Origin of the sequence: Pontimonas salivibrio (assembly GCF_002950575.1) — a bacterium.
Classification (GTDB): domain Bacteria; phylum Actinomycetota; class Actinomycetes; order Actinomycetales; family Microbacteriaceae; genus Pontimonas; species Pontimonas salivibrio.
Genome location: NZ_CP026923.1, coordinates 373148 through 397242 on the forward strand (window position 1 = coordinate 373148; position 24095 = coordinate 397242).

At 59.2% G+C, this 24095-nt stretch carries 26 protein-coding genes; 18 read left to right on the forward strand and 8 right to left on the reverse strand.

The genetic code is table 11. The features are described from left to right. Positions 1-36 precede the first annotated feature (36 nt). From mbhE to C3B54_RS02045, 6 genes are read left to right on the forward strand one after another with little or no spacing between them, the layout of a single operon-like run. Positions 37-3048, forward strand: a complete 3012-nt coding sequence (gene mbhE / locus C3B54_RS02020; protein ID WP_211286303.1) for a hydrogen gas-evolving membrane-bound hydrogenase subunit E — start codon at positions 37-39, stop codon at positions 3046-3048. After that, positions 3045-3446, forward strand: coding sequence for a sodium:proton antiporter (locus tag C3B54_RS02025; protein ID WP_104913022.1), 402 nt, complete (start codon positions 3045-3047; stop codon positions 3444-3446). The genes mbhE and C3B54_RS02025 overlap by 4 nt, the downstream gene beginning before the upstream one ends. 5 nt (positions 3447-3451) lie before the next feature. Beyond that, complete coding sequence (locus C3B54_RS02030) at positions 3452-5071, forward strand: monovalent cation/H+ antiporter subunit D family protein (protein WP_104914204.1); 1620 nt, start codon at positions 3452-3454, stop codon at positions 5069-5071. Continuing rightward, positions 5068-5496 (forward strand): Na+/H+ antiporter subunit E, encoded by a 429-nt coding sequence (locus tag C3B54_RS02035; protein ID WP_104913023.1) that lies wholly within the window; start codon positions 5068-5070, stop codon positions 5494-5496. Before C3B54_RS02030 ends, C3B54_RS02035 begins: the two co-directional genes overlap by 4 nt. Continuing rightward, complete coding sequence (locus tag C3B54_RS02040; protein WP_104913024.1) at positions 5493-5759, forward strand: MrpF/PhaF family protein; 267 nt, start codon at positions 5493-5495, stop codon at positions 5757-5759. Before C3B54_RS02035 ends, C3B54_RS02040 begins: the two co-directional genes overlap by 4 nt. After that, positions 5756-6112, forward strand: coding sequence for a cation:proton antiporter (locus C3B54_RS02045; protein ID WP_245867970.1), 357 nt, complete (start codon positions 5756-5758; stop codon positions 6110-6112). Before C3B54_RS02040 ends, C3B54_RS02045 begins: the two co-directional genes overlap by 4 nt. Before the next feature lie 129 nt (positions 6113-6241). Here C3B54_RS02045 and C3B54_RS02050 read toward each other — a convergent pair whose 3' ends face one another. The 3 genes from C3B54_RS02050 to C3B54_RS02060 are packed head-to-tail and all read right to left on the reverse strand — an operon-like array spanning position 6242 to position 9326. Further along, the gene (locus C3B54_RS02050; protein WP_104913025.1) at positions 6242-8380 is read right to left on the reverse strand and encodes a heavy metal translocating P-type ATPase; all 2139 of its coding nucleotides are present in this window, start codon (positions 8378-8380) and stop codon (positions 6242-6244) included. Between the two features lie 53 nt (positions 8381-8433). Next, positions 8434-8946 (reverse strand): YqhA family protein, encoded by a 513-nt coding sequence (locus tag C3B54_RS02055; protein ID WP_104913026.1) that lies wholly within the window; start codon positions 8944-8946, stop codon positions 8434-8436. Between the two features lie 47 nt (positions 8947-8993). Beyond that, the gene (locus tag C3B54_RS02060) at positions 8994-9326 is read right to left on the reverse strand and encodes a TM2 domain-containing protein (RefSeq protein WP_245867971.1); all 333 of its coding nucleotides are present in this window, start codon (positions 9324-9326) and stop codon (positions 8994-8996) included. Positions 9327-9456: 130 nt separating this feature from the next. Here C3B54_RS02060 and C3B54_RS02065 point away from each other — a divergent pair, with 130 nt between their 5' ends. Further along, positions 9457-10404: a DMT family transporter gene (locus C3B54_RS02065; RefSeq protein WP_104913027.1), complete on the forward strand. Its 948-nt coding sequence runs from the start codon at positions 9457-9459 to the stop codon at positions 10402-10404. A 111-nt stretch (positions 10405-10515) separates the two neighbouring features. On the opposite strand, the gene msrB is transcribed toward C3B54_RS02065, so the two are convergent. Next, positions 10516-10920, reverse strand: a complete 405-nt coding sequence (msrB, locus tag C3B54_RS02070; protein WP_104913028.1) for a peptide-methionine (R)-S-oxide reductase MsrB — start codon at positions 10918-10920, stop codon at positions 10516-10518. A gap of 62 nt (positions 10921-10982) precedes the next feature. On the opposite strand from msrB, the gene C3B54_RS02075 reads away from it, so the two are divergent. Both C3B54_RS02075 and C3B54_RS02080 read left to right on the forward strand, forming a co-directional pair. After that, a complete protein-coding gene (locus C3B54_RS02075) occupies positions 10983-11456 on the forward strand; it encodes a GNAT family N-acetyltransferase (protein WP_104913029.1) in 474 nt (157 codons plus the stop codon). Further along, complete coding sequence (locus C3B54_RS02080; protein ID WP_104913030.1) at positions 11453-12223, forward strand: HtaA domain-containing protein; 771 nt, start codon at positions 11453-11455, stop codon at positions 12221-12223. The genes C3B54_RS02075 and C3B54_RS02080 overlap by 4 nt, the downstream gene beginning before the upstream one ends. On the opposite strand, the gene C3B54_RS02085 is transcribed toward C3B54_RS02080, so the two are convergent. Next, positions 12150-13289, reverse strand: coding sequence for a heme/hemin ABC transporter substrate-binding protein (locus C3B54_RS02085; RefSeq protein WP_245867972.1), 1140 nt, complete (start codon positions 13287-13289; stop codon positions 12150-12152). The genes C3B54_RS02080 and C3B54_RS02085 overlap by 74 nt on opposite strands. A gap of 64 nt (positions 13290-13353) precedes the next feature. Between C3B54_RS02085 and C3B54_RS02090 the strand changes: the two genes are divergently transcribed. From C3B54_RS02090 to groL, 4 genes are all read left to right on the forward strand, one after another. Next, positions 13354-13665, forward strand: a complete 312-nt coding sequence (locus tag C3B54_RS02090) for a DUF3263 domain-containing protein (protein ID WP_245867973.1) — start codon at positions 13354-13356, stop codon at positions 13663-13665. Further along, positions 13666-14259 carry a LytR C-terminal domain-containing protein gene (locus tag C3B54_RS02095; RefSeq protein ID WP_104913032.1) on the forward strand — a complete coding sequence of 198 codons (594 nt, stop codon included), beginning with the start codon at positions 13666-13668 and terminating at the stop codon, positions 14257-14259. Between the two features lie 42 nt (positions 14260-14301). After that, positions 14302-15354: a DUF3048 domain-containing protein gene (locus C3B54_RS02100; protein ID WP_158665468.1), complete on the forward strand. Its 1053-nt coding sequence runs from the start codon at positions 14302-14304 to the stop codon at positions 15352-15354. A gap of 116 nt (positions 15355-15470) precedes the next feature. Then, complete coding sequence (gene groL, locus C3B54_RS02105; protein WP_104913034.1) at positions 15471-17093, forward strand: chaperonin GroEL; 1623 nt, start codon at positions 15471-15473, stop codon at positions 17091-17093. Positions 17094-17210: 117 nt separating this feature from the next. Here the strand turns inward: groL and C3B54_RS02110 are convergent, their stop codons facing one another. Together C3B54_RS02110 and C3B54_RS02115 are read right to left on the reverse strand one after the other, a co-directional pair. After that, positions 17211-18596, reverse strand: a complete 1386-nt coding sequence (locus C3B54_RS02110; RefSeq protein ID WP_104913035.1) for a sensor histidine kinase — start codon at positions 18594-18596, stop codon at positions 17211-17213. Beyond that, a complete protein-coding gene (locus C3B54_RS02115; protein ID WP_104913036.1) occupies positions 18593-19270 on the reverse strand; it encodes a response regulator transcription factor in 678 nt (225 codons plus the stop codon). Before C3B54_RS02115 ends, C3B54_RS02110 begins: the two co-directional genes overlap by 4 nt. A gap of 120 nt (positions 19271-19390) precedes the next feature. Here C3B54_RS02115 and C3B54_RS08855 point away from each other — a divergent pair, with 120 nt between their 5' ends. From C3B54_RS08855 to C3B54_RS02145, 5 genes are all read left to right on the forward strand, one after another. Then, positions 19391-19888, forward strand: coding sequence for a hypothetical protein (locus C3B54_RS08855; protein ID WP_211286304.1), 498 nt, complete (start codon positions 19391-19393; stop codon positions 19886-19888). Between the two features lie 168 nt (positions 19889-20056). After that, positions 20057-20779, forward strand: a complete 723-nt coding sequence (locus tag C3B54_RS02130) for a hypothetical protein (RefSeq protein WP_104913037.1) — start codon at positions 20057-20059, stop codon at positions 20777-20779. After that, positions 20724-21242 (forward strand): hypothetical protein, encoded by a 519-nt coding sequence (locus tag C3B54_RS08860; protein ID WP_211286306.1) that lies wholly within the window; start codon positions 20724-20726, stop codon positions 21240-21242. Before C3B54_RS02130 ends, C3B54_RS08860 begins: the two co-directional genes overlap by 56 nt. Beyond that, complete coding sequence (locus tag C3B54_RS02140) at positions 21242-22225, forward strand: FAD:protein FMN transferase (protein WP_104913038.1); 984 nt, start codon at positions 21242-21244, stop codon at positions 22223-22225. Before C3B54_RS08860 ends, C3B54_RS02140 begins: the two co-directional genes overlap by 1 nt. Then, positions 22218-23774 carry a 2Fe-2S iron-sulfur cluster-binding protein gene (locus C3B54_RS02145; protein WP_104913039.1) on the forward strand — a complete coding sequence of 519 codons (1557 nt, stop codon included), beginning with the start codon at positions 22218-22220 and terminating at the stop codon, positions 23772-23774. Before C3B54_RS02140 ends, C3B54_RS02145 begins: the two co-directional genes overlap by 8 nt. Here C3B54_RS02145 and C3B54_RS02150 read toward each other — a convergent pair. Continuing rightward, complete coding sequence (locus C3B54_RS02150) at positions 23771-24061, reverse strand: WXG100 family type VII secretion target (protein WP_104913040.1); 291 nt, start codon at positions 24059-24061, stop codon at positions 23771-23773. The genes C3B54_RS02145 and C3B54_RS02150 overlap by 4 nt on opposite strands. Positions 24062-24095 lie beyond the last annotated feature (34 nt).

Genomic DNA, 24095 nt, shown 5'->3' on the forward strand with positions numbered 1-24095 from the left:
CTTGATGCCCCGCCCATGTTTTCCGCAGGTGGCGTCGTGACCCTGACGGCCATTCTTTTTTCCACCTTGGCACTCGTCGCGGTCACCATGCTGGCGACGAGGGTTATTGGTCGAAACGCCGGCTGGTTGGCAGCCGCAGTCCTCGCGGCTTTGGCCTTTGCGGTGGGAGTCCGTATCCCCGAAATTCTGGGTGATGCTGGCACTGCGGAGGGCCTCGGCGTGGTGCGAGAGAGTGTGCCGTGGATTCCGAGCCTGGATATCGCGTTGGGATTGCGCCTGGACGGACTATCCGCCCTGTTTCTCATTATTGTCTTGGGCATTGGTGCCCTCGTGATGGCCTACTCCGCGCGGTACATGTCTGAGCGAAACGTCCACCCCCACACGGGCTATTTCGCGTGGATGCTGCTGTTTGCCTTCGCAATGACCGGGCTGGTCCTCTCCGACGACCTCATCCTGCTTTTTGTGTTCTGGGAACTCACCACCCTGTGTTCATTTTTTCTCATAAACCGCTCGGGGGAGCGCGCTGGGGCACCCGCGGTGCGCACACTCTTGGTGACCGCCATGGGTGGACTGTCCCTCCTGTTTGCCGTTGTCTTGATTGTGGTGCGCACCGGCACCACGGTGATTAGTGAAGCCCTCAGCAGTGCTGTCTGGTCAGAAGACCCTGGCTTTAGTGCGGCGATTGCGGTGTTGGTGGCCCTGGCCGCGATGACAAAGTCGGCGCAGTTTCCGTTCCACATGTGGTTGCCAGACGCCATGGTGGCTCCCACGCCTGTCAGTGCCTACCTCCATGCGGCGGCCATGGTCAAAGCCGGCATCTACCTTTTGATGCTGTTTTCTCCCGCCCTCGGCGGCAACCTGGTGTGGCAGTCCATTCTTATTGCTGCCGGGCTCACCACGGCGGTGATGGGTGCCCTATTCGCCATGCGATCTTTCGATTTGAAAGAAATCATGGCGAATTCGACCATCAGTCAGTTGGGCCTGATTGTCGCGCTCATTGGTATCGGCACACCTTCGGCATTGGCTACTGCGGCGCTCTATACGCTGGCCCACGCACTGTTTAAAGCCTCGCTGTTTATGGTCGTGGGAATTGTTGACCGACAGGCGGGTACCCGGGATATTCGACTGCTTCGTGGACTATGGCGACTAATGCCCGTCACCTTCGCCACCACGGTGTTGGCCGGGTTATCGATGGCAGGGGTTTTCCCCATGCTGGGTTTCATTTCCAAGGAATACCTACTCGGACAGATGTTGGATGCGGGCGGTACACCGTGGGTGGGGGCAGCATTGGCAGCCATCGCGGTGTTTGCTTCGGCGACAACTTTTGCCTACACGGGCCGTATCCTCTTTGGCGCTTTTTCTGACTATCGGGGAACAATTCACCCTCTCGAAGTGGAAGAAGGCCACGGGCCACACGAAGACATTCGTGAGGCGAAACCGTTGTTTGTCCTTTCGGCCTTGATCCCCGCATTAATTGGGCTCATTTTGGGGCCCGCAATTGCTGTGCTGTACCCGCTGGTCGGGGCAGCCGGCAGCGCCGCCTCAGGCGAGTCTTACGGCGCGAGCTTTGCCCTGTTTGGCGGATTTACCACCGAGCTTGCCCTGTCACTGACCATCATTGGCCTGGGCACTCTCGCGATCACTCAGCGACGCCACCTGGATGTTTTCTTTGAGCGTCGAATCCTCAGTTTTAAGGCCATCGACGTGGTCGAAGCCATTCGCACTGGAGCAATCTCACTGGGAGTGAGGGTGGGTAATGCCACCCGCACCGATGCCCCCGCACAGCATTTGGCCGCCCCGTGGATCATCGTGGGTGTCGTCACCGCAGCGGCCCTCGTGACTATCCCCGCGGTCGGAAACCTCGTGCCCTCAGGGGAGCCGTGGAGTGATGTGCTCTGGTTGGGACTCCTTGTGGCCACCGTGGTTCCCGCTGTCCTCACCCGGTCTCGCCTCATCGCCCTCGTCTTGGTGGGCGGGGCAGGTTTCGTGGTGGCGCTGTGGTTCTTTGCCCTGGGGGCTGTGGATGTCGGCGTCACCCAGTTGTTAGTGGAGTTACTCACCGTGGTAGCCCTGGTACTGATTTTGCGCAGGCTCCCTGCCGTATTCCACACGGTTGCCCGCACACGCCAGCTGGTCACGGCAGCCATTGCCCTAGGAGTTGGAGTGGTGACCACTGTGGTGACCCTCGCGTTCACCGGCCGGCGAGACATGTCTCCCGTGGGACAGTATTTTCTCGACGAGGCGTATCAGGACACCGGTGGCACCAACGTGGTCAACACCATTTTGGTGGACTACCGTGCTCTCGATACGTTCGGTGAGCTCACCGTCATCGCGGTGGCCGGAATTGTGCTCATCGGGATTCTTCGCTCCCGCCCGATGATCGCTGAGCGCACCGCGGAGGTGGCGGCGTGGGCGAACACAGCTCTTGCGCGCACCATGGACAACACGTTGCCGGTCCGCATGGTTGCGCGCTGGGCTGCACCATTCATTATTTTGCTGTCCTTCCACCTGTTCTGGCGTGGCCACTATGAAGCGGGTGGCGGCTTTATTGCCGCCCTGGTGGGTGCGACCGGTTTCGGCCTCGCCTATTTGGGCGCGGCATCTGACCGCGGCGCCCCGGTGGCGTGGCCCTATCGGGGGCTTTTGTCTGCTGGTGTGATCGTGGCTGTGCTGAGCGGGGTGTGGGGATACGCTGTGGGTTCGTTCCTGAAGCCGGTGCGCTTCGATATTCCCCTGCCGTGGGGCGGTGAGTATGGCTTCACCAGTGCCATGGTCTTCGACCTGGGGGTGTATTTGGCCGTATTGGCCATCATCATTGCGGTGATCAATGAACTCGGTGGCGTTCGAGAAAGCGACTCTCAACCCATCAGCATGGCTGGCCCGGTCTTGATTGTAGGAAGTCGAGCGGCGCTAAACGGAGCAGCGCCGAATGGAACCTCTCAATCCGCCGAGCCACGTGAGGGTGCTGATGCCGCCTCGGGCAATGATGCGCTTCCTGCTGGTGTCACACGGGGCGCTAAAACTCCTGAGAAGGAGGACCGCTCATGAGTTTGGCCTTAAGTATCGGACTACTGGCGGCAGCCGGAGTTTTCTTGGTGCTGCAGCGAGGGATGATCCGAATCATTTTGGGTTTTGTGTTACTCACCCACGCGGTGAACCTGCTGATTATTGCGGCAGGCGGAGTCGCCCGACGAGACGCACCATTTATTGGTGGCGACACGTCGATGGCGGCCGACCCACTCCCGCAAGCTTTTGTGTTGACGGCCATTGTGATTGCTTTTGCCATCACCGTGGTGCTCGCAACCTTCGCCGTGGTGGGCCGCGGCGACGATGACACTGAGGCTGACCCGACCGAATCGACACACGACGGGGAAGCCATCACGGAATACACCGCCAAAGGCGCCAATAAAGACAGCCTGACGGACCGAGGCGGTGATCTGACGTGATCGACATGGTGGAACTGCTGTTGCCACTGTTTGTGGGTGCGCCTCTTCTACTCGGTGGTGTGTTGTTTGTGGTGCCGCGCAACCACCCCTTACAGCCCATTGTGGGGATGGGGTCACTGCTGGCGGTGCTGGCTGGTGCCATCACCGTGTTGATGGTGACCTCGGGGGGCACAGTGGTGGCCCATCAGATTGCACTGTGGCCGGAAGGAATCGCCATTGCTTTCGTGGCGGATACTTTTGCGGCACTGATTCTGACGGCGGCCTCACTCCTTGCGGTGATCAGCTTTTGGTACATGATCGCCAGCGGGGAAAGTAGAAGCCCCTCCATTCCGGGACTGGTGCTGATTCTGATTGGCGGTGTGGCCGGGGCGCTACTGACGGCGGACCTGTTTAACCTTTTCGTGTTTATCGAAGTGATGTTGCTTCCCTCCTACGGTCTGCTCATTTTCCTCAGCCGTCGCGGGGACATGGCAGCCTCCAGGCTTTATGTTGTGGTGAATCTTCTCGCTTCCACACTGTTTTTGGCCGGTGTGGCTCTGATTTACGCACTTCAGGGCACCGTGAATCTGGCGGCGTTGGCCGGTGCCGGAGATGATCCGGCGACGGCCATTGCGACCGCCGTGATGTTGGCCGCCCTCGGTGTCAAAGCGGCAGTTTTTCCCGTGCACGGTTGGTTGACCAGAGCGTATGCTTCCGCATCTCCGGCGGTTGCGGCGCTATTTTCTGGCCTCCACACCAAAGTGGCTGTCTATGTGGTTTACCGCATTAGTGCGGTGATTTTCGAAGGCGAGAGCACCTGGATGGCAGCGATTTTGGTGCTCGCTTCAGTGACTCTTGTGGTGGGCGCTTTTGCTGCCTTGGGCGAATTGGATATCCGTCCACTCTTGTTGTTCCAGATGGTGAGCGGGATTGGTTTCATTCTCGTGGGGGTTGCCCTGTTTACCCCCCTGGGGCTGAGCGCAGGTATTGCCTACATGGTTCACCACATGGTGGTGATGGGTTCACTGTTACTCGCCGCCAGCGCCATCGAACACACCTACGGCTCTGGCCGGCTCGATAAAGTCTCGGGGCTTCGCATCCGTGAGCATCTCGTGACGGGCGTGTTTGTTATTGGGGCACTCTCGCTGGCGGGTTTGCCGCCATTTTCGGGGTTTGTGGCGAAATACGTGTTGGTGTTGGCCAGTGCTGATGCCGGTGAAGTCGTCGTCGCCGGACTGCTCGTTGTCGTGAGCCTTTTTGTGCTCATGTCGATGATGAAGATCTGGGCGGAAATGTTTAACGGCAAACGCCAGGCCGATGTCGAAACGCTGGCCGCCCGGGAGCGTATTCGCACCAGAAAAGGCCTCTACGACACTGACCCCGTTGATGAGGATGAGGTCGCCGAAGAAGCCGCCCACGCGGTCGAACACACCGAACCGCCTCGGGGAATCCTCGGCGCCGATGATGACCCGCACGACCACCGCGGCACCCGGGTGCGCACGTCTCTCATTCTGCCGGCACTGATCTTGGCGGGAATCTCCGTCGCGCTCGGCCTCGGTGGGGAATTTCTGTTGTACTGGGCTGAGCAGGCCAGTACTGGTCTGCTCGACACCAGCGACTATGTGAGGGCGGTGTTGGGACGATGACTGGTTCACCACAGACCTCACCCCAGGCCTCACCCCAGACCTCACTCCAGGCTTCACCCTGGAGCCTGCCCCTGCGGCTGCTGGGCTTCCTAGGGTGGTTTATTGGCCAGTTTGTGCTGACCAGTCTTCAAGTGGTCGCACTGATTGTGACACCGGGGAAACAGGCCGAGCCTGCCATTGTGAAGCTTTCGATGGATGAGCTAAGCGATACGGAAGTGACCATATTGCTTGCGCTGATCACCATCACCCCGGACACCCTGGTCATCGCCGTCAACCGGGAAGAAGGCAGCATGTTTGTGCACGGAATGTTTGTGGCCGGAGACTCTGAAGGGTTCCGCGCATCACTTCGTGCCACACACGACCGACTGCTGTTTGGTCTTCGCGCACGTCCCAGTCTTAGCCTGAAACAGGGAGGTGTCGCATGATTCCCGACATCGTTGTTGCAGTGACGCTGGGGCTTCTGGCGCTGTCCATCGTCTTCGCCGTGGTGCGGGCCTGGAGGGGGCCCACCCCGGGTAACTCGGCCGTCGCGGGGGATCTGATTTTCTTCGCGTTCATTGGAGCCGTTGCGGTGATCGGCGTGTGGCTATCGATGGAAGCGGTGATGGACATCATCCTCATTGCGGCATTGCTCGGTTTCCTGTCGGTGTTGTCCTTGGCGCGTTTGATCCAGGGGAGCAAGCGGTGAGCGCGGACATGGTGGTCACCGTGGTGGGCAGTGCACTGCTCATCCTGGGTGCTGCGATTATAGCCAGCGCCGCTATTGGCCTGTTGAAGCTACCTGATGTGTACACCCGCACGAGCGCCATTGGCACCGCGGCCGGTTTAGGGGTGTCGCTGATGATTGTGGGGGTGGTGGTGCTTGATTTCAACACACTGAACCTCATCAAGGGCATTTTTGCCATCATCGCCCAGCTACTCACCAGCGCGATCGGCAGTTTCGTGCTCGCCCGTGCCAGCTACATGAGTGGGAGTGAGCCGGTAGCCACCACAGTTCCCGACGAGCTTGCCGACCAGGCCGACCAGGCCAGCGCGAGATAGTTAGTGCGAAACAGTTAGCGCGTAACAGTTAGCGCGTAACAGTTAGCGCGAAACAGTCACCACAAAGACCTGTCTAGCGCCTAATTATTCAACCCCAATGGCCGCGCTTCTCGGCAGGGTGAATCAGGGTCACTGGGGTGAGTGCGCCACGTCGCGCTCATCTTCGACAAGGGGTTCTGGGCGGAGATCCAGTCGACGCAATAACTGGGCATTTGCGGCGACGATGATGGTGGAGGCGCTCATTGCTACCGCTGCTGCAGCCGGTGGAAGGCTGATTCCTGCGAAGGCAAACACTCCGGCAGCGAGGGGGATGGACACGACGTTATATGCCGTCGCCCAGACCAAGTTTTGAATCATTTTGGTGTAGCTCGCCCGGGAGAGGTCGATGATTCCGGTCACTCCTCTCGGGTCGCTTGAGGCGAGCACTACCCCCGCCGATTCGATGGCGACGTCGGTGCCAGCACCGATCGCAATTCCCACATCGGCCCGAGCGAGGGCGGGTGCATCGTTCACACCGTCTCCCACCATCGCCACTCGAAGGCCCCGACGTTGAAGCTCGGCGACTTTGGCGTCCTTATCCTGGGGGAGCACTTCGGCAAAGACCTCATCGATACCGAGGGATTTCGCGACACTGTCGGCGACCTGCTGGGCATCGCCTGTGATCAGGATGACCTGCTTGCCACGGTCGTGAAGTTGTTCAACGGCAATGCGTGATTCCGAGCGAATCTCATCAGCCAGGGTCATCGCACCGAGTACTTCACCATCGCGGAATACGTAAAGGACAGAACCTCCTGACTCGCGCCACCCTGTGGTGGTTTTCGCAAGCTCGTTTGGCTCTTCGCTGCCCAGTTCAGCGAGTAATGCCGGACCGCCCACGCTAATCGTGGCGCCATCGACGGTGCCTTGAACACCCTGTCCGGTTATGGCGGTGATGTGGGTGGCTCGCGGCAACATGACCTGTGAGCTATGCGCGTCGGCCTGCGCTTTGGTGGCTTCGACAATCGCCCGAGCGATCGGGTGTTCGCTTTCTGCCTCCACGGCGGCGGCAAGCGACAACACGTCGTCGCGGTCCACACCGTCCACCGCGGTGTAGTCGACGACTGCGTGGTTTCCCTTGGTGAGGGTTCCAGTCTTATCGAATAGGACGGCGTCGATGTTTCGCATCCTCTCGAGGGCAAGACGGTCAGTGATGAGGATTCCGGCTTTGGCTGAGGTCGCGGTGGAAATGGAAATCACGAGAGGGATGGCGAGACCTAAGGCGTGGGGACAGGCGATGACCAACACCGTCACCATACGGATAACGCCCTCGGCGGCATCGCCGGCGAGCCACCACGCAATGAAACTGAGCAGTGCCGCTGCGGTGGCGAGGTAAAAAAGCCAAGCTGCCGCCCGGTCGGCCAACGATTGCGCGCGAGACTGTGATGATTGCGCGTCAGATACGAGGCGCTGGATGCCGGCCAGGGCAGTGTCTTCGCCGATGGCGTCGATTTTCACGCGAACCGAGGAATCGGTTGACACGGTTCCCGCGACAACCCGGTCGCCTTCACTTCGACTGACGGGCTTTGACTCACCGGTGATCATTGATTCGTCGAAGGCTGCCCGACCGTCGACTATTTCACCATCGGCGGGAACTCGGCCGCCAGGGCGCACCAACACCACATCACCCTGGGCAAGCTGATCAATGGCGACGTGTTCGACTTGGTCGCCACTAACCCGCTCAGCACTGTCAGGGACGAGCTCAGCGAGGGCAGCCAAAGCGCCGCGGGCCTGACCGATGGCTTCCATTTCTTTCCAGTGGCCGAGCAGCATGACGACAATGAGTGCCGCGACTTCCCACCAAAAATCGAGACTGCCAAAGCCCAGGGAGGTCGCCAACGAGGAGGCGAAGGCGACGGTGATGGCCAGGGAAATGAGCAGCATCATCCCGGGCTGACGGTGGCGAATTTCTGCGAGTCCACCCGCCAGGAATGGCTTGCCGCCCCACAAGAAAATGACGGTTCCGAGCACCGGCGCGACCCATAGCGACCATGCGCCAGCAATTGAGTAGTTAAACCATTCCTGTATTTGGGCCGAGAACACTAGGACGGGGATGGCAATGAGGAGGTTCCACCAAAAAAGCTTTCGGAACATTTCCGGGTCATGGCCAGCGTGCTTGTCATGGCCCGTGTGTTTGTCATGGCCTGCGTGGTGGTCGCCTTCACCGTGAGGTGTGGCACCTGACGTTGGTGTCTGTGTGGCCGAGTGGGAGGATTCTTCGGCTGTGGCCATGAGAGGTTCTCCTTGCCAGTCGGTGGCGTTCGGATGAGAGGGTGCCCTGGGGTTTAGTCCGTCTTCTGAGCCTGCCTATCGGTGTTTTTTGTGCGGGTTGCCCCCGGATCCGTTTTCTTTTTCGTGGCCCACGCAAAACCCGCAAGGCCCAATACGAGTGCTCCCGCCCCAACACCGTAAGAGATGACGTCATCGGCCCTATTGGTGTCGACTAACACACCCACAAACACCACGGCGATGATGGCTACGACCACACCAATCAATTTCGATTTCAAATCGTCAAGGTCGTTAATTTGTAACCATTTGGGGACATTGATGCCGGTATCGACAAAAAGCTCATATAACCCGTAGCCGATGACGAGTAGGACCGTGCCGAGCAGGATCGCATCGACGGCGGTGAGCACCTCGACGATGGTGTCTTTCAGCGGGGTTCCACTAACCAACACGTCCCACACGATCGTCACTACGGCGATGGAACCCTGCGCCATGAGCAGTAGTGCGCCGAGCATTGACGCCAGCGCAGGCACAATGACGGTGTACCTGGTTAAACCCACAATCTGGCGCATACGAGGAGTGTAGTAACTGCGTGATGCTCGCGGTTTAGAGGATTGGCTTACGGCCAGCCAAGCCCGCCGGCAGCCAAGACAATGATGGGTGTGGCAACCCAGGCGATGACTTTGTATTTGTCGTAGCCGACTAAAGCTCTACCGAACTTGTCCGAGTAATTGCCGGTGAGGACAAGAATCAGGTCAACCAGTACCCAAATCCCGGCGCCTCCGAGGGTGATGAGTTTTAAGAACCCGGTGCCTCCTTTGCCGGCGTAGAAACGGTCGACACCGAAAAAACCTAAAAACAACGCGAAGAGCCAGGTCAGCAGAAAAGATTTTTCGGGCTGGTGAAGCGTCATGCTGTTTCCTGCCCCGTCGGTGTAGGTGCCATCAGCCATGAGTGTCCCCTTCCGCGCGGGCCCATTGGCCCACTACCTCCACGCTATGACCTCACCACTGACGCCACCACCGTATTGATCTAGCCACGCCCAATACGGAGTATGAGTTCAGGTCGGCTACGGTAATCGGGTGTCCACTCCCTCCAGTAAAAGTGCCTACGCCCTTGCGGTCGCTGCCAGTGTGGTGGCTGGTGTGTTGGTGGCCGGCCAATCCCGGGTGAACGGCGAGTTGGGTGTGGCCATGGGGGATGGTGCCTTGGCGGCACTGATTTCTTTCAGTTCGGGCCTGCTGATTTTGAGCCTAGCAATGGCGGTTTCTGCGAGAGGCCGGGCAGGGTTTGCCACAATCGTGCAGGAGCTTCGGGCGGGAGCATTGCCCTGGTGGAGTGTTTTGGGCGGCCTGGGCGGCGGGTTTCTGGTGCTCACTCAGGGACTCACGGCCGGCATCCTGGGGGTCGCGCTGTTTAGTGTTGCCGTGGTGGCGGGTCAAACCTTGGGGGCGATGTGGATTGACCGTGCAGGGTTTGTGGGCGTCCCCAAGGTGCGCCTCAGCCTGCCACGGGTGGTGGGTGCCCTGCTGGTGGTGGTCGGGGTGATGGCGAGTGTTGAGGTGTGGGCTGGATCGGCTGGTGCGTTGGGTTGGGCCTTTGTCTTGCCACTGGTCTCAGGTGCCGGCACCGGTATTCAGCAGGCACTAAACGGTCGGCTGCGAAATCGTGCGTCGTCTGCCCTGGCGGCGACGTTTATCAACTTCACGGTGGGAACCAGCGCACTTCTTGTGGCGTGGGTGGTGTTGCTGCCCGTGACCGGGGGTCCGGATTCACTTCCCACCCAGTGGTGGTTATATGCCGGGGGCCTGTTGGGCACACTGTTTATCCCCATCCAAACCATCACCGTTCACCGCATTGGGGTGCTGGGCTTGGGGGTCAGTTTGGTGACCGGCCAAATTCTTGGTTCGTTGGGTTTGGACTATTTCTTACCCGTGGGGGAATTCCGGCTGGGTGTGTGGACGGTGGTGGGAGCACTGCTCACCATTGTGGGCTCGGCGCTAGTCACGGTGGCCAGAAAACCGGCGTAAGCCGTAGCGGTGGGGACACCGCGTAAAGAGCCACCCAAAAAACCTGGGTGAGAGGTTCGGTCTTGTTCGCCCCGGCGGTGCGGGGCCCGATGTTAATAGTTCCGGCGGCGACTACGAGTCTTGTGGCGAAAACTCGAGCGCGAGCGAGTTCATGCAGTAGCGCTGCCCGGTCGGGGTGCCATAGGCGTCATCGAAAAGGTGACCGAGGTGCGAGCCACACTGTGCACAGAGCACTTCGGTACGCACCATTCCGAGCCCTCGATCTTCTTTCAGTTCCACCGCATCGGGGTTGACTGCATCCCAAAATGACGGCCAGCCAGAACCAGATTCAAATTTGGTGTCGCTGGAGAACAAGTCGGCGCCACAGGCACCGCAGTGGAACACTCCGGGGCGTTTTTCTTCTAAGAGTTCACCGCTCCAGGGTCGCTCGGTGCCGGCTTGCCTGAGGACGTGGAATTTTTCGGCGGGCAGTTCGGCCTTCCAGGTGTCGTTGTCTTTATTGATGGGATACGACATGGGCCACTCCTCGGGGCAATGGGTTCTGGCGTGTGCTCAGACTGGCAGATTAGGGTTCAGGGGTGAATCTTCGCTGGGAAAACAAGGCTCTTGAGCAGTGCACACCCGGGGAAGTGTTGGCGTTTTCGAAGCTTCGCACTGATGTGTTTTTCCTGGAGCAACACATCACGGAAGAAGAAATTGACCGTTTTGATTTTGACCCCCAGACTCGGCACATCTGGTGTGTCGAGGATGACCGGGTAATTGGTTATGTCCGTGTGGTTCACAATGACGAACCTGCCACCGAAGATTTGGGTGTGACGACCAGCATTGGTCGCCTTGTGGTGGATGCTCACTACCGTGGTGCCGGTATTGCCCGTGGGCTCATGACTCGAGCAATCGACCATGTTGACCCCTCCCCGGTGGTCCTCCACGCCCAGACCTATATTCAAGACTTTTACGCCTCACTCGGGTTCGAGCCTTTCGGCGACGTGTTTGATGAGGCAGGCATCGACCACGTTCGAATGATTCGACCAGCCAGGCAAACCCCCCAATGATCAAGCGCGTGGGGGTGTTTCTGGGCGCGGTGTTACTCACTGGCATCACTGGCCTCACCTCCCCATTGAGCCCCGCACATGCGCAGGGCGGAGGCTCCGATGTCACAACGCTGGATTCGGCGTCTTCGTGCGAGGTGCGCTCCTGGGAGGTGTTGTGGGGGGTGAAGGAATCTTTCCGCTCGTATCTTTCTGGGTCGTTAGCCAACGGCGAGTGGAATGTGAGTGGTGATGTGACCTACAGCACACCGTTGTTTACGATTCGCGGCTCAGACGGTGTCCTTGCACCCGACGTGAGCTCGGGTGATTTGGCCACCACCGGTTCGATTGGATTTTTTGGTCACGAAGGCCTGCTCGATCAAACCCTTTCCACACCGCGACTGGTCATTAACGGCGACGAGGTGGACGTGGTGTTTGACATCAGCGGCGACACTCAAGAGGGGCGCACGGTCAGTGCGCAAAATGTGTCGTTTGTCAGCGTTGATGCCGCGGGTGCTGTTGTGGATTCGGAGGCTGGCACCTGGAGTGTTAATTCGGCACCCACGGTGTTGACCGCCGAGGGCGCCGAAGCGTTTGGTACCTACCCCGCCGGTGAAGCGTTTGACCCCATTGACATTCGAGTACAGGTCGATCCAGGGTGTCTGCAACCGCCATTATCGACACCGTGGTTTTTTGGTTTAGCCCTCGGCTCCGTGGTTACCGTGTCGCTGGCGATTGTGCTGGTGCGTAGATGGCGCGGGCGAGAGCGTCCAACACCAGAGGTGTCCTAGGGCCAAAACCGAGCACCAGGTTGTCCGCCATGTCGACAAACCGGAGGTTTTGGCCGGCGGTCGTGAGCCCAATGGCGGGTTTCACGGTGACCAGTTCTTCGACACCGCCCACGCTGGTGAGACCCGTACTCATTACCAAAATGAGGTCTGGGTTTGCCGCCACCAAGGCTTCATCGGTGACCGGGCGCAACCCTTCCCAACCAATTTCCCCGGCCACATCGATTCCCCCCAGCGCCGTAATGAGCTCACCGGCACCCGACTCCTCACCAAAGAGGTAATAGATGCCATTTGCTCCGCGCAAATAGAGAAACACCATGCGAAGCCGATCTGAGGGATCGGCGGGGGTGTTGTCGGCAATGGTGGCGACAACCCGATCAATTTCTTCGTTGATGCGCTCGCCGAGGCGCGCTCCGAGCTCCGGTTGACCCAACACAGTCGACACGGCGTGTGCTTGAAGGGCGGGTTGGTCTAATCCGGGTGCCACTCGAATAAACACCACCGGGATTCCTGCTTCTCGCAGTTGGAGCATCACGTCGATTGGCCCCACGGTGCCATCGGTGAGGATGAGGTCTGGGCGTAACTCCAAGACGGCTTCCGGGGAAATAGCGTGACCGGTGCCGGTCACGACCGGTAAGTCTTCGAGGCCGGGAATCTGCGTCGAAATGTCGCGACCGACCAGGCGATCGCCGTAGCCCAAACCGACCACGGTCTGGGCGAGCGATCCGGCCAGATCGACCGCGATGATCCGCTCGACCCGTTCCACAGTGACTTCGACATCACCCGCAAGATCTCGTGAAGTGACGGTGCGAGGCAGATCAGGTTCGGGAGGGGTGTTCGTGATGGGTGTGACGGCGTCTGAAGAGAGCAGGGCAGTGGAAGGGCCCTCCCAACTTTTCGGGTCAGTCAACCAGTCAATGTCGGATAGTGCAGGCCGGTCCCCGGCCAGCTGTGGGCTGTAGTCGTCTGAGGAGTAGGAGCCGGGTTGGCAGCCACCGAGGCTCACAAGGAGCGACAGGGCACCGGTCAATCCGATGAGCGCTTTGGGTAGGGGAAAAAGTGCGGACACAGTGTGCCCGAGTTTACGCGCGCCAACTGAGCAGGAGACTGGTCCGGACCTATCATGGGGGGCGATGAGCCCCTTTGCTGCGGGAGCCGTGCCTCCCCATGATTCTGACCACACATCATCGTCGGCGCTGTCCGACGATGACATTTCCCTGCTCGAGTGTGAGCGGGAGGTGTGGGGCGCGGGGGCGATGAAAGAACAGGTCGTTTTTGAGCGTTTTGGCTTGAGTCTTCCCGTGTACTACCAGCGTCTTTACCGGGTGTGTCACAGTCAGGCGGCTTTGGAATACGATTCGGCTTTGGTGCACCACATTCTTGACACCGCTGATCAGGTCACCACCCAGCGGTTGGCAAAAACGCTTCGAAGGGAAGGTCGCTAAATGGCGAAGGGTTCGAGGTTTTTGCCCGATCGTTTTGATGACGTTCCCCTCGAAAAGGGTTACGTCGGTTTGCGTCGCCTGAAACGGCCAAAAAGCTTTTGGTTGATTCCTGCGGGAATCGTGTTGGGTGTGAGTGCCGTGGTGGCTGTGGTGGGCATCATTCTGGTTGATCAAGCGGACAACTATTTAGAGCTCGACCCAGAAGAAATCGCCATCGCCGAGCAGGAACCAGAACCCGAACCGGCACCAGAGCCAGAGCCAGAACCCGAACCTGAGCCGGTCGAGCCGATTGTGAACCCCTCGGCCGATGAGATCGAAGGCATTACCCTCACGGTGTTGAACGGGACCGACACGGCAGGTTTGGCCTCCGGAGCGGGCGAGCGTTTAAGCGATGAGGGCTGGCCGGATCAGACCCTCACGAACGCAGATTCGCAAGACGTCGAGACCAGCCTGGTGGCCTACCAGCAAGAAGACGACGAAGCGTTAGCCCTTGGGGTGGCACAAATTCTGGGCATTGATGAGGTAGTCCTTACCGACAACTATCCCGGTGCCAATATCACCGTGTTGTTGGGTGCCGACTATTCCACGGATTAACACCCTTCGGGCGTTAGTCTGAATATGACGGGGGAGGGCAGTATGAGAGCGATTCGAGCGGCCACTTCAGTTCTCGCTGTGACCCTGCTCCTGGCGGGCTGCCAAAGCGGTGCGGGTTCAGACGGTGGCGATGCCACCGATGAGTCGGCGCCGATTGACAACTCGGAATCGCCATCGATCGAAATCGATGCAGACCTCTGGCCACTGACCGGTCTTCCCTTGGATGGCGGCGATTCGAGCCTGCCTTCGCTTGCCGCAAAGATTGATAATGCTCCGGCGGCGAGGCCCCAAGTGGGTCTGGATCAGGCCGACATTGTTTTTGAGGAACTGGTCGAAGGTGGCCTGACTCGTTATGTGGCCGTATGGCATTCGACGCTTCCCGCCGAGGTGGGTCCGGTGCGCTCTGTCCGTCCCATGGATCCCGACATTGTGAGCCCCTTTGGCGGAATCATTGCCTACTCGGGCGGTCAACAGCGGTTTGTGGAGGCGATGCTTGATGCGCCAGTCGCCAGTGCCATCAATGGCCAAAGCGATGTGGAGGATTTTTTTTACCGCAGTAGCGACAAAATCGCTCCGCATAATGTGATTGTCCGAGCCCCCGAACTGGTGTCCTATTTCCAGGACCGTTCGGGACCCCCACCGCAGTTCAACTATTCGACCCAAGTGGACGAGTCGAGTGCGGCAACTGACGGAGTGGCGGCCAACCTGGTGCGCGTCTTCTTCAGCGGTTCGTCCTTTCCCACTTGGGAGTATGACGCCGAGCGGGGGTCTTACCTGCGTCACCAAACCAACGGTGCACCAGACAATGCCCTCTCGGGTGAACAGATTTCCGCGGAAAACGTCGTCGTGCTTGAAGTCGATATTCAAGTGATTCAAGACATTCCGACTACTCGAATGGTCGACTCCGGAGAGGGTGTTGTTGCCACCGGCGGTGGTGTCTTAGAGGTGCGCTGGTCGAAGGCTGCCCCCGAGGCACCGATTGAGTTGACCGACACGTCTGGCGCTCGAGTCCTCCTCGCCCCCGGGCAAACGTGGGTGGAGTTGATTCCTGCCGAAGGTTCCGGAGTGCCGGCAGGCCAGGTGGAGCTGGAGTAAACGCCGGATCGTCCACTTGCACTCTCAGGCGGAGAGTGCCAAAATCAATTAGCACTCGCAGTTTGTGAGTGCAAATTTGACTCACTGTAAACGTCCAGGAGGGACGAGAAACTGACATGGCAAAACTAATTGCTTTCGATGAAGAGGCCCGTCGCGGTCTCGAGCGTGGACTCAACGTCCTCGCCGATGCCGTCAAGGTCACGCTAGGACCCCGCGGTCGCAACGTAGTGCTGGAAAAGAAGTGGGGCGCCCCCACCATCACCAACGATGGTGTGTCGATCGCGAAAGAAATCGACCTCGAGGACCCCTTCGAAAAAATCGGTGCCGAGCTCGTCAAAGAGGTCGCCAAGAAGACTGACGATGTTGCCGGTGACGGCACCACTACGTCGGTCGTTCTCGCTCAGGCCATGGTTCGCGAAGGACTGCGCAACGTCGCAGCCGGCGCTGACCCCATTGCCCTAAAGCGCGGAATGGAAAAGGCCGTCAATGCCGTATCCGACCGTCTGCTCTCCACCGCCAAAGAGGTCGAAACCAAGGCCGAAATCGCTGCCACCGCATCGATTTCCGCTGCGGATCCCGCCATTGGTGACCTGATTGCGGAAGCAATCGACAAGGTCGGGAAAGAAGGTGTGGTCACTGTTGAAGAGTCCAACACTTTCGGCACCACCCTGGAACTCACCGAAGGTATGCGCTTTGACAAGGGTTACCTCTCCGCCTACATGGTGACCGACGCTGAGCGTCAGGAAGCGGTCTTCGAAGACCCCTACATCCTGATCGTGAACTCGAAGATCTCGGCCATTAAGGATCTGCTTCCTGTGGTTGACCAGGTCATCCAGTCGGGCAAGCAACTGCTGATTATCGCCGAAGACGTTGAGGGCGAAGCACTCGCCACCCTCGTGGTGAACAAGATCCGTGGAATCTTCAAGTCGGTTGCCGTGAAGGCTCCCGGTTTTGGTGACCGTCGCAAGGCTATGCTGCAAGACATCGCCATCCTCACCGGTGGTCAGGTCATCAGCGAAGAGGTCGGCCTGAAGCTCGAGGGCGCAACCCTCGACCTGCTCGGTCGCGCACGCAAGGTGGTTGTCACCAAAGACGAGACCACCATTGTGGAAGGTGCCGGAGATTCTGAAGCAATCGCTGGTCGCGTGAAGCAGATCCGCCAAGAAATCGAAAACTCTGACAGCGACTACGACCGTGAGAAGCTCCAGGAGCGTCTCGCCAAGCTTGCCGGTGGCGTTGCCGTTATCAAGGCTGGTGCGGCCACTGAGGTTGAGCTGAAAGAGCGCAAGCACCGCATCGAAGATGCTGTGCGTAACGCCAAGGCTGCTGTTGAAGAAGGAATCGTCGCCGGTGGGGGCGTGGCCCTCATTCAGGCTGCCGCTGTTGCTCTGGACAAGCTCAAGGTCGATGGTGAAGAAAACACTGGTGTGAACATTGTGCGCCAGGCCATCGAGCAGCCACTGCGTCAGATCGCTTTCAACGCTGGCCACGAGCCCGGCGTTGTGGTCGAGCACGTGCGCGGACTGAAAGACGGTCACGGCCTGAACGCGGCAACCGGAGAATACGGCGACATGCTCGCTGCCGGTATCGCTGACCCCGTGAAGGTGACCCGTTCGGCTCTGCTGAACGCCGCCTCTATCGCAGGACTGTTCCTCACCACTGAGGCTGTTGTTGCGGAGAAGCCTGAGCCTGCTTCGGCAGCTCCCGCCGGTGACCCCACCGGAGGAATGGACTTCTAAGTAGAAGAACATCATCACTGAGGGGGCAGCCTTTGGCTGCCCCCTCAGTGCGTAATGAGCAGCTTCGCAACCGCATGGGCTTGAGGTGTGCGGTGGCAGGCGCCCCATAAGCGAAGGCTAAGCGGTGCGGGAAAAGGTTGCGCGGGCAACCGTGCCGCCTTCAGGGTGTGGCTCCAGTGATACCCGAGCCCCGCTGGAGAGCGCCAACTGTTTGACGACCGCGAGTCCAAGCCCAGTGCCTTCGTGAGTGGCACCTCCCCGCCAAAAACGGTCAAAGGCCCGCTCAGCATCCTCAGCACTAATCCCCGGTCCGGTATCTCTCACCCGGACTTCGGTTTCCCCATCGGACACCGCGACGTCGATGTGTAGTTCTCCGCCGTCTGGCATAACAGAGAGCGCGTTGTCGATGTAATTGTCGATGATCTGTTCTGTCGCGGTGGGGACTGCCCACACGATGGCCGATTCGGGTGAGGCTACCTGAATACTGACGTCGGATTCTTCAGCCAAACTGCGCCAATGCTCGACCCGTTCACGAACAATCGCCCCAATGTCTTGGGGTGCTCTGGTGACGTCCTCCACGCTGGAGCGTCCGAGTGCGAGCAGGCCTTCGATGAGGCGACGCATTCGGGAGAGCTCGCCATCAATTTCATCAAAACGTTCCCCCAATTCGGGGTTGTCGGGGAGGCCCTCCCGGACGCGTTCGATCCGCAGTTGCAGCGCGGTGAGTGGGGTGCGCAACTGGTGTGAGGCATCAGCAGCGAAAGATTTTTGCTCCTGGACAAGGGTCTCTAATCGGGTGGCCATCTGGTTCACGTTTTGAGCCAACTCTTTGACCTCTTTTGGTCCGTCAGGTTCATCAGCGCGAGCGCTGAGGTCGCCATGAGAAAGCCGGGTGGCGATATCGCCCAAATGGACCAGGTTGCGCGAGAGCACCCGTGAGATTACGAAGGCCAACCCAATGGCGAACACCAAAGTGATGAAGGCAACGAGATACACCCCCCACAATGAGCGGGTGACCGCGTCGTCGATTGCTTGTTCGTTAAAGGTCAGCCGAACGGCCCCGACGACGCTGTCGCCGCTATAAATCGGCACCGCCACATACACCAGTTCGATTTGGAGGGTGTCGGAATAACGCTGCCCGGTAGCGACTCGTCCGGTGAGAGCTTCGGCAATTTCAGGCCGAGTGCCATAGTTCAACCCCTCGCGAGAATCTGTGGGGTCGTTGGTGACGACCGCGGTTCCTGCGGTGTTCACAATGACCACTCGAGCCCCGCCCTCATCGCGATAAGCAATGGCCAAATCCCGGGTGGTATCGAGGCCCGTCGTATTCGAATCTTCCAGGGCGTCTTCTGCTCGGCCACCCAAAATAAAGGCGTCGCGCTGCAATTGGGTGATGAGTCGATCGCGCTCGACCTGGTAGAGGTAAAGCCCGAAGGGAATATCGGAAAGTAACAGCGCGACGATGCTCACACCGAGCAAAGCGAAAAGAAACAGCCGTCTCATTGGGGTTCCACGAGGCGAAATCCGACTCCGCGCACAGATTCAATCCAGGAGGGGTCGCCCAGTTTTCGGCGAATCGATGCGACGTGTGCGTCGAGGGTTTTGGTGCTGCCGTACCAGTTGATGTCCCACACGTCGCTTAACAGGGCGTCACGGCGAAACACTGTTCCTGGTTCCGCTGCTAGGTAGGCCAATACGTCAAATTCTTTGGGGGTGAGTTCGATCTCTTGACCCGCCAGTTGTACCTGACGCGTTCGTTGATCAACTACTAGCGCGCCCAGCTGGAGGGCACTATCGTCGGCGGTCCCCGGTGCCGAATCGGTGTGGCGGCGGTTCACTGCGCGGATTCGGGCAATGAGTTCTCGTATGCCGAAAGGTTTGACGAGGTAATCATCGGCACCCAGTTCGAGGGCTAAAATCCTGTCCGCCTCATCTGGGCGGGCACTGGCCACAATGATGGGAATGTTAGAACTCTGACGGACAACTCGAACGATTTCGCCCCCATCCATATCGGGTAAACCGAGATCCAATACCACGCAGTCAAAGTCGCTACTGGTCAGTAACGTCAACGCTTGGCGCCCCGTTGACGCGTGGGTGGGCGACCAACCAAGGTTTTCGATGGACTCGATAATGGGGCCCGCAATGCCGGCATCATCTTCTACAACAAGTATCCGCACGTCCCCATTGTGGCGTGTGGGGCGCCTCCACGTGGGATGGTACGCCTCGCGGGTTAAATCTTGGACAAACCTTTACTCTCTTTCTTCACGTTCTGGGCCTCGCGGTCGTAACGTTGAAGGGTGAACACTCAAACGCTTGTGGGCGCCATCATCGCTGCGGTCTTGGGAACCGGTGCAGCTGCCGTAGCCACCAATACCCAGCTACTGTCTACTCCGCCGGAGAGCTCGGTTGATAGAGCAAGTGAAGTGCTCATTGCCGAAACCACCACGCCGCTCGACGAACCTCTCCAAATTGACGCGCCTGCTGCTTCCGACCAGGGCTTGCCCAGTGCGCCCCCAGACGGGTCCTCGACTAATGAGGCAGGAAGCACCGAGGAGCCACCAGCCGTGAGTCAACCGGCCGCACCGGCACCTGCACCGGCACCGGCACCGGCCCCTGCTCCGGCCCCTGCTCCGACACCTCCCCCGACGGAGGGTTCGGACGATGACTATGAGCGCAGTCACGACGATGACGACGATGATGATGACGACGATGATGACGACGATGACGTCGACGACGATGACGATGATGACGACGATGACGACGATGATGACGACCACTCTGAGGACGACGACTAGGCCGTAGGCCGCCCCGCGACTGCCAGCTCAATTCACGCTGGGCACCTTACGTGACGCCTCGGCTAGTTGACCCAGCGTCTTTCTGCGAAAAAACCTCCGCTAAGTCTTGGCTGTTTCTTTACTCTCCTCTCGCCGCCTGCTGGATTGGCAGTTTCTAGGCTCGTGAGTATGAACAGCAACGTGATTATCAGTGCAGGAATTGCCGGAATCTTGGGAGCAGGAACCGGAGCGGTGGCAGTAAATGCCAACCTGGCCGAACCTCTGCTCACCGCCAGTCTCAACAACGAGCAGGAAGCTGCCACAGTCGTGGCAACCGATACCGCTGGCACCTTCAGCCCATTAAGCGAAGCCTTCGGATCTGAGGGTGGAAGTGAAACAGGTCTTGTCGACCCGACAGGCAGTCAAACACTCGCCGACGGCGCCTCTCAGTCCGCCGCGGCTGGCGCTGCCGGTACAAGCTCATCCGCGACCACTCCGCAGCCTGGAACCGTCGGGGCTTCGTCGACTTTTGCCGGACCGGCGACACCCCAGGCGGGGAGCCAAGCGACAACCTCAACGTCAGCCACGAGCGTAGACGGAAGCACGTCCGCTTCGGGCTATTCAGAGTCGTCCTCGTCAGGATCCAGTCAGTCGTCAGGTTCATCCTCCAGTTCTGGCACATCGACCGCCACGGCATCATCGACATCTGCCGCGACAGTGGACGCGAGTACGGGAGCTTCGGCTTACTACGAAGATGACGATGACGATGATGATGATGACGACGATTACGACGACGACGATCACGACGACGATCACGACGACGATCACGACGACGATGATGACGACGATGATGACGATGACGACGATGACGATGACGACGATGACGATGATGGGGACGATGATGACGACTAAGAACGCCCCCGTTCGACCGGTGGGTTCGATGACAAAACAGATTGTCAGCTTCGGAGCGTCATTCGCCTTCTTCGGCTTAGCCGGCTTTCTGCAAAACGGAGCATTCTTTGAAACTGAAACAGCAACAGCCGCGCCTACAGAGGCAAGCTCTGGAGCAGACATTTCGGACGCAGTCAACGATGTAGTCCCGGATGGCGAGGAGGTTGTTGCTTCCGAAAATGCCACCGTCGAATGGTTGGGTCCGGTCCAGCCACTGCCGGCAGAAGCCCAAGCTCCTGCAGTTGATGCGGTAGATCCGACGCCTGCGCCTGAGCCCGCTCCGGCAGCCGCTCCGGCTCCGGCTCCGGCACCTGCACCTGCACCTGCACCTGCACCGACGCCGGCCCCTGCACCTGCACCTGAGCCGGCCCCTGCCCCTGCTCCCGTTGAAGTGCCCGTTGACGCACACACCGGTGGCTCTTGATGGACTTTTCTGCTTCCACACTAAACCCGGCCGATGAGGCTGTGCTCGCAGCAGTGATTGGAGATGGCACAACACCCGTTGTGCACTCGCGCCCTTTTAAAGCGATGGGGGCGAATGCCTCAATCACATTGGTGGGTGGACACCCCCACCTTGTTGATGATGCGATCGGCTTAGCGGCCGAGCTTGAAGGGCTGTGGACGCGGTTTAGCCCTGATTCGGATATTAGTCTTCTCAACTGGTCAGAGGGAACACCAATAGAGGTGGATCCGCGCACAGCCACGCTCGTGGACTACATGCAGAGGGCGTGGAAGGATACCGGCGGCGCGTTTGACCCCACACTGCTACCCCAGCTTCTTCTCGAGGGCTACACCCACTCTGTGGTTGATGCCACCCGAGGAACCACTTTGCCCGATTCGGCGAGAGCTCCAGGGCAGCTGGGAGACATCATTATCGAAGGCAACATCATCACGGTGCCCAAGGGCACGACGTTGGACGCCGGCGGTATTGGTAAGGGTTTCGCGGCTGACCTCATTGTGGACTTTTGCCGTTCAGCGGGCGCGATGGGCGCCATGGTGGAACTGGGGGGCGACCTTCGAGTGGACGGCTTCTCGCCCCGTGGTCGCGGTTGGCGCATTGGCGTAGAAAACCCGCTCAATCTTGATTCGCACGTCTCGGTGGTGGAGATTGAGTCGGGAGGTTTGGCGACATCTAGCCAGTTAAAGCGTCGCTTTCACAACGCCCAGGGGAAAGAAACGCACCACCTTATTGATTCGCACAGTGGTGAAAGCCTGGAGTCTGATTCGTTGTCGGTCACAGTACTCGCGCCCACTGCCTGGCAGGCTGAGGTGATGACCAAAGTGGGTTTTCAGAAAAGCCCCGCTGACTTCCTCCACGTGTCAAGGCGTAAAGGCTTGCGCGTGGGGGTCTTTACGAGCGACGGTTCATGGACTAGGTCATCGGATTGGCCCGAATATCGTGCTTGATTTTTCTGAACCAGCCGTCTGGTGGTATGTCACCCGGTCGAGTGCGATTGTCGGGTGGATCCTCCTGACTCTCTCGGTGTTGTGGGGCATTCTCCTGAAGACGCGAATCCTGCGTGGAGCCGATAACCCAGAGTGGCTGAAGGTGGTCCACCGTTTCATCTCGGGTTTAGCGATGTTGATGGTGTTGACCCACATGGTCTCGCTCTACCTTGATTCGTATATCGAGTTCACGGTCGCCGACCTGTTAATCCCTTTTTCTTCTGAGTTTGAACCCTGGGGCGTGGCGCTCGGCATTATCGGCATGTGGGCGATGGTGCTGGTGTGGGTCACCTCGATGGCGATGCAATGGATCCCACAACCTGTGTGGAAGGCGATCCACTATTTGAGCTACCTGAGTGTTTTTGCGGTGGCGTTGCACTCTGGCATGGTCGGCACTGATGTGGGGACCCCCTGGTATACGGCGCTGTCTATTGTGCTGATTACCGCCGCCACGCTTGCCGGGTTGATTCGCATCATCCTGACTCGCCGTTCGTCGGGCTCGGCGGGCAAGACCACCCAGAAAGCAGACGCCCCCAATGCAGTTCCGGCGGTCAGCAACACTCCGGGGGTGTCTGCCTCGACCGATCGAATCACCGCCCGAGTGGTGACCCGCCGCCCGCTCACCAAAGATATTGCGGAAATTACTCTGACGCCCGTGAGTGACGCCGTCGAGCTGGAGTGGGAGGCGGGAGCGCACATCACGTTGCACTTGGGTAACGGGCTGGAGCGACAGTACTCATTAACCGGTGATCCGGCGGACGCTCATTCGTTGACCATTGCAGTACTCAATACTCGCGGTCCAGGCGGGGGTAGCCAGTGGATTCATGACAATGTGAGGGTCGGCATGGAGTTAGAAATTGATCCGCCGATCCAAGCATTCGCTCTTAAGCCCGCTCACCGCTACCAGTTTGTCGCCAGCGGAATCGGCATCACGCCGATTCGGGCCATGTTGGCCTCGCTGCCGGCATCTCGCCAGTGGGAGCTGCTGTATTTGGGGCGAGAGCGAAACCAAATGGCTTATGGGGAGGAGCTTGAAGCGCAGTACCCCTCCAAGGTGACTCTGTGGGTATCTGGCGAGCAAGGGGGTCGCGCGGCAATCGGTGAACTTCTCGATCCCAGCGCCCAGATTTATGCCTGTGGCTCTGAAGGCCTACTGGAAACATTGGAACAGGAAGTTGATTCGAGTCGCCTTCACCTGGAGCGGTTCGTTCCCGTTGATCGCAGCGCCGAACACACCGCACACGGTCTCCGGGTCGAATGGGAACCGACGGGCCAACACATTGACGTCGGAGCCGACCAGACCATCTTGGAGGGTTTGGAGAGTGCGGGGATTCCGGTGAGCGCCTCGTGTCGCCGTGGTGTGTGCGGCAGCTGTGAGCTTTCGGTGCTGAGTGGAACTCCCACTCACTTGGACTCGGTAATGGCTGATGAGGATAAGGACGAACTGGGCATTATGTACCCGTGTGTGTCACGGGCGGTTGGGGATCAGCTCACTGTGAGTCCCAGTTAGCGCATGAAGAGCCTGGTGTTTTGCGCTTCTAGTTCGGCGTAATGCTGGGCCACTTGCCCGAGTGTGTGGGTGAGGGAGACCAACTGTGCTTCGACATGGGCGTGGGTGGCCTTCCATTCACCGAGTACCTGTTGAAAGGCCAATGACGCACTGCCACTCCAGGAGGACTGCAGTGACTGGAGTTGGCTGGTGAGCGACGCAATGTCGCCTTGGACGCGACTGATGGTGGCGTTGGCGGTGCCAGTGGCGGCTAATACGGCTTCGCTGTCGACGTGGTAGCGGGTCATGATGCTCCTTTGCTGTGACTGCGGGAGGGGGTGT

What these genes read in the sequence shown, in the direction of transcription:
- C3B54_RS02025 (WP_104913022.1), top strand. Translation starts at nt 3,045, where the DNA reads ATGAGTTTGGCCTTAAGTATCGGACTACTGGCGGCAGCCGGAGTTTTC.
- C3B54_RS02030 (WP_104914204.1), top strand. Translation starts at nt 3,452, where the DNA reads ATGGTGGAACTGCTGTTGCCACTGTTTGTGGGTGCGCCTCTTCTACTC.
- C3B54_RS02035 (WP_104913023.1), top strand. Translation starts at nt 5,068, where the DNA reads ATGACTGGTTCACCACAGACCTCACCCCAGGCCTCACCCCAGACCTCA.
- C3B54_RS02040 (WP_104913024.1), top strand. Translation starts at nt 5,493, where the DNA reads ATGATTCCCGACATCGTTGTTGCAGTGACGCTGGGGCTTCTGGCGCTG.
- C3B54_RS02050 (WP_104913025.1), bottom strand. Translation starts at nt 8,380, where the DNA reads ATGGCCACAGCCGAAGAATCCTCCCACTCGGCCACACAGACACCAACG.
- C3B54_RS02055 (WP_104913026.1), bottom strand. Translation starts at nt 8,946, where the DNA reads ATGCGCCAGATTGTGGGTTTAACCAGGTACACCGTCATTGTGCCTGCG.
- C3B54_RS02060 (WP_245867971.1), bottom strand. Translation starts at nt 9,326, where the DNA reads ATGGCTGATGGCACCTACACCGACGGGGCAGGAAACAGCATGACGCTT.
- msrB (WP_104913028.1), bottom strand. Translation starts at nt 10,920, where the DNA reads ATGTCGTATCCCATCAATAAAGACAACGACACCTGGAAGGCCGAACTG.
- C3B54_RS02080 (WP_104913030.1), top strand. Translation starts at nt 11,453, where the DNA reads ATGATCAAGCGCGTGGGGGTGTTTCTGGGCGCGGTGTTACTCACTGGC.
- C3B54_RS02090 (WP_245867973.1), top strand. Translation starts at nt 13,354, where the DNA reads ATGAGCCCCTTTGCTGCGGGAGCCGTGCCTCCCCATGATTCTGACCAC.
- C3B54_RS02095 (WP_104913032.1), top strand. Translation starts at nt 13,666, where the DNA reads ATGGCGAAGGGTTCGAGGTTTTTGCCCGATCGTTTTGATGACGTTCCC.
- C3B54_RS02100 (WP_158665468.1), top strand. Translation starts at nt 14,302, where the DNA reads ATGAGAGCGATTCGAGCGGCCACTTCAGTTCTCGCTGTGACCCTGCTC.
- groL (WP_104913034.1), top strand. Translation starts at nt 15,471, where the DNA reads ATGGCAAAACTAATTGCTTTCGATGAAGAGGCCCGTCGCGGTCTCGAG.
- C3B54_RS02110 (WP_104913035.1), bottom strand. Translation starts at nt 18,596, where the DNA reads ATGAGACGGCTGTTTCTTTTCGCTTTGCTCGGTGTGAGCATCGTCGCG.
- C3B54_RS02130 (WP_104913037.1), top strand. Translation starts at nt 20,057, where the DNA reads ATGAACAGCAACGTGATTATCAGTGCAGGAATTGCCGGAATCTTGGGA.
- C3B54_RS08860 (WP_211286306.1), top strand. Translation starts at nt 20,724, where the DNA reads ATGACGACGATGACGATGACGACGATGACGATGATGGGGACGATGATG.
- C3B54_RS02140 (WP_104913038.1), top strand. Translation starts at nt 21,242, where the DNA reads ATGGACTTTTCTGCTTCCACACTAAACCCGGCCGATGAGGCTGTGCTC.
- C3B54_RS02150 (WP_104913040.1), bottom strand. Translation starts at nt 24,061, where the DNA reads ATGACCCGCTACCACGTCGACAGCGAAGCCGTATTAGCCGCCACTGGC.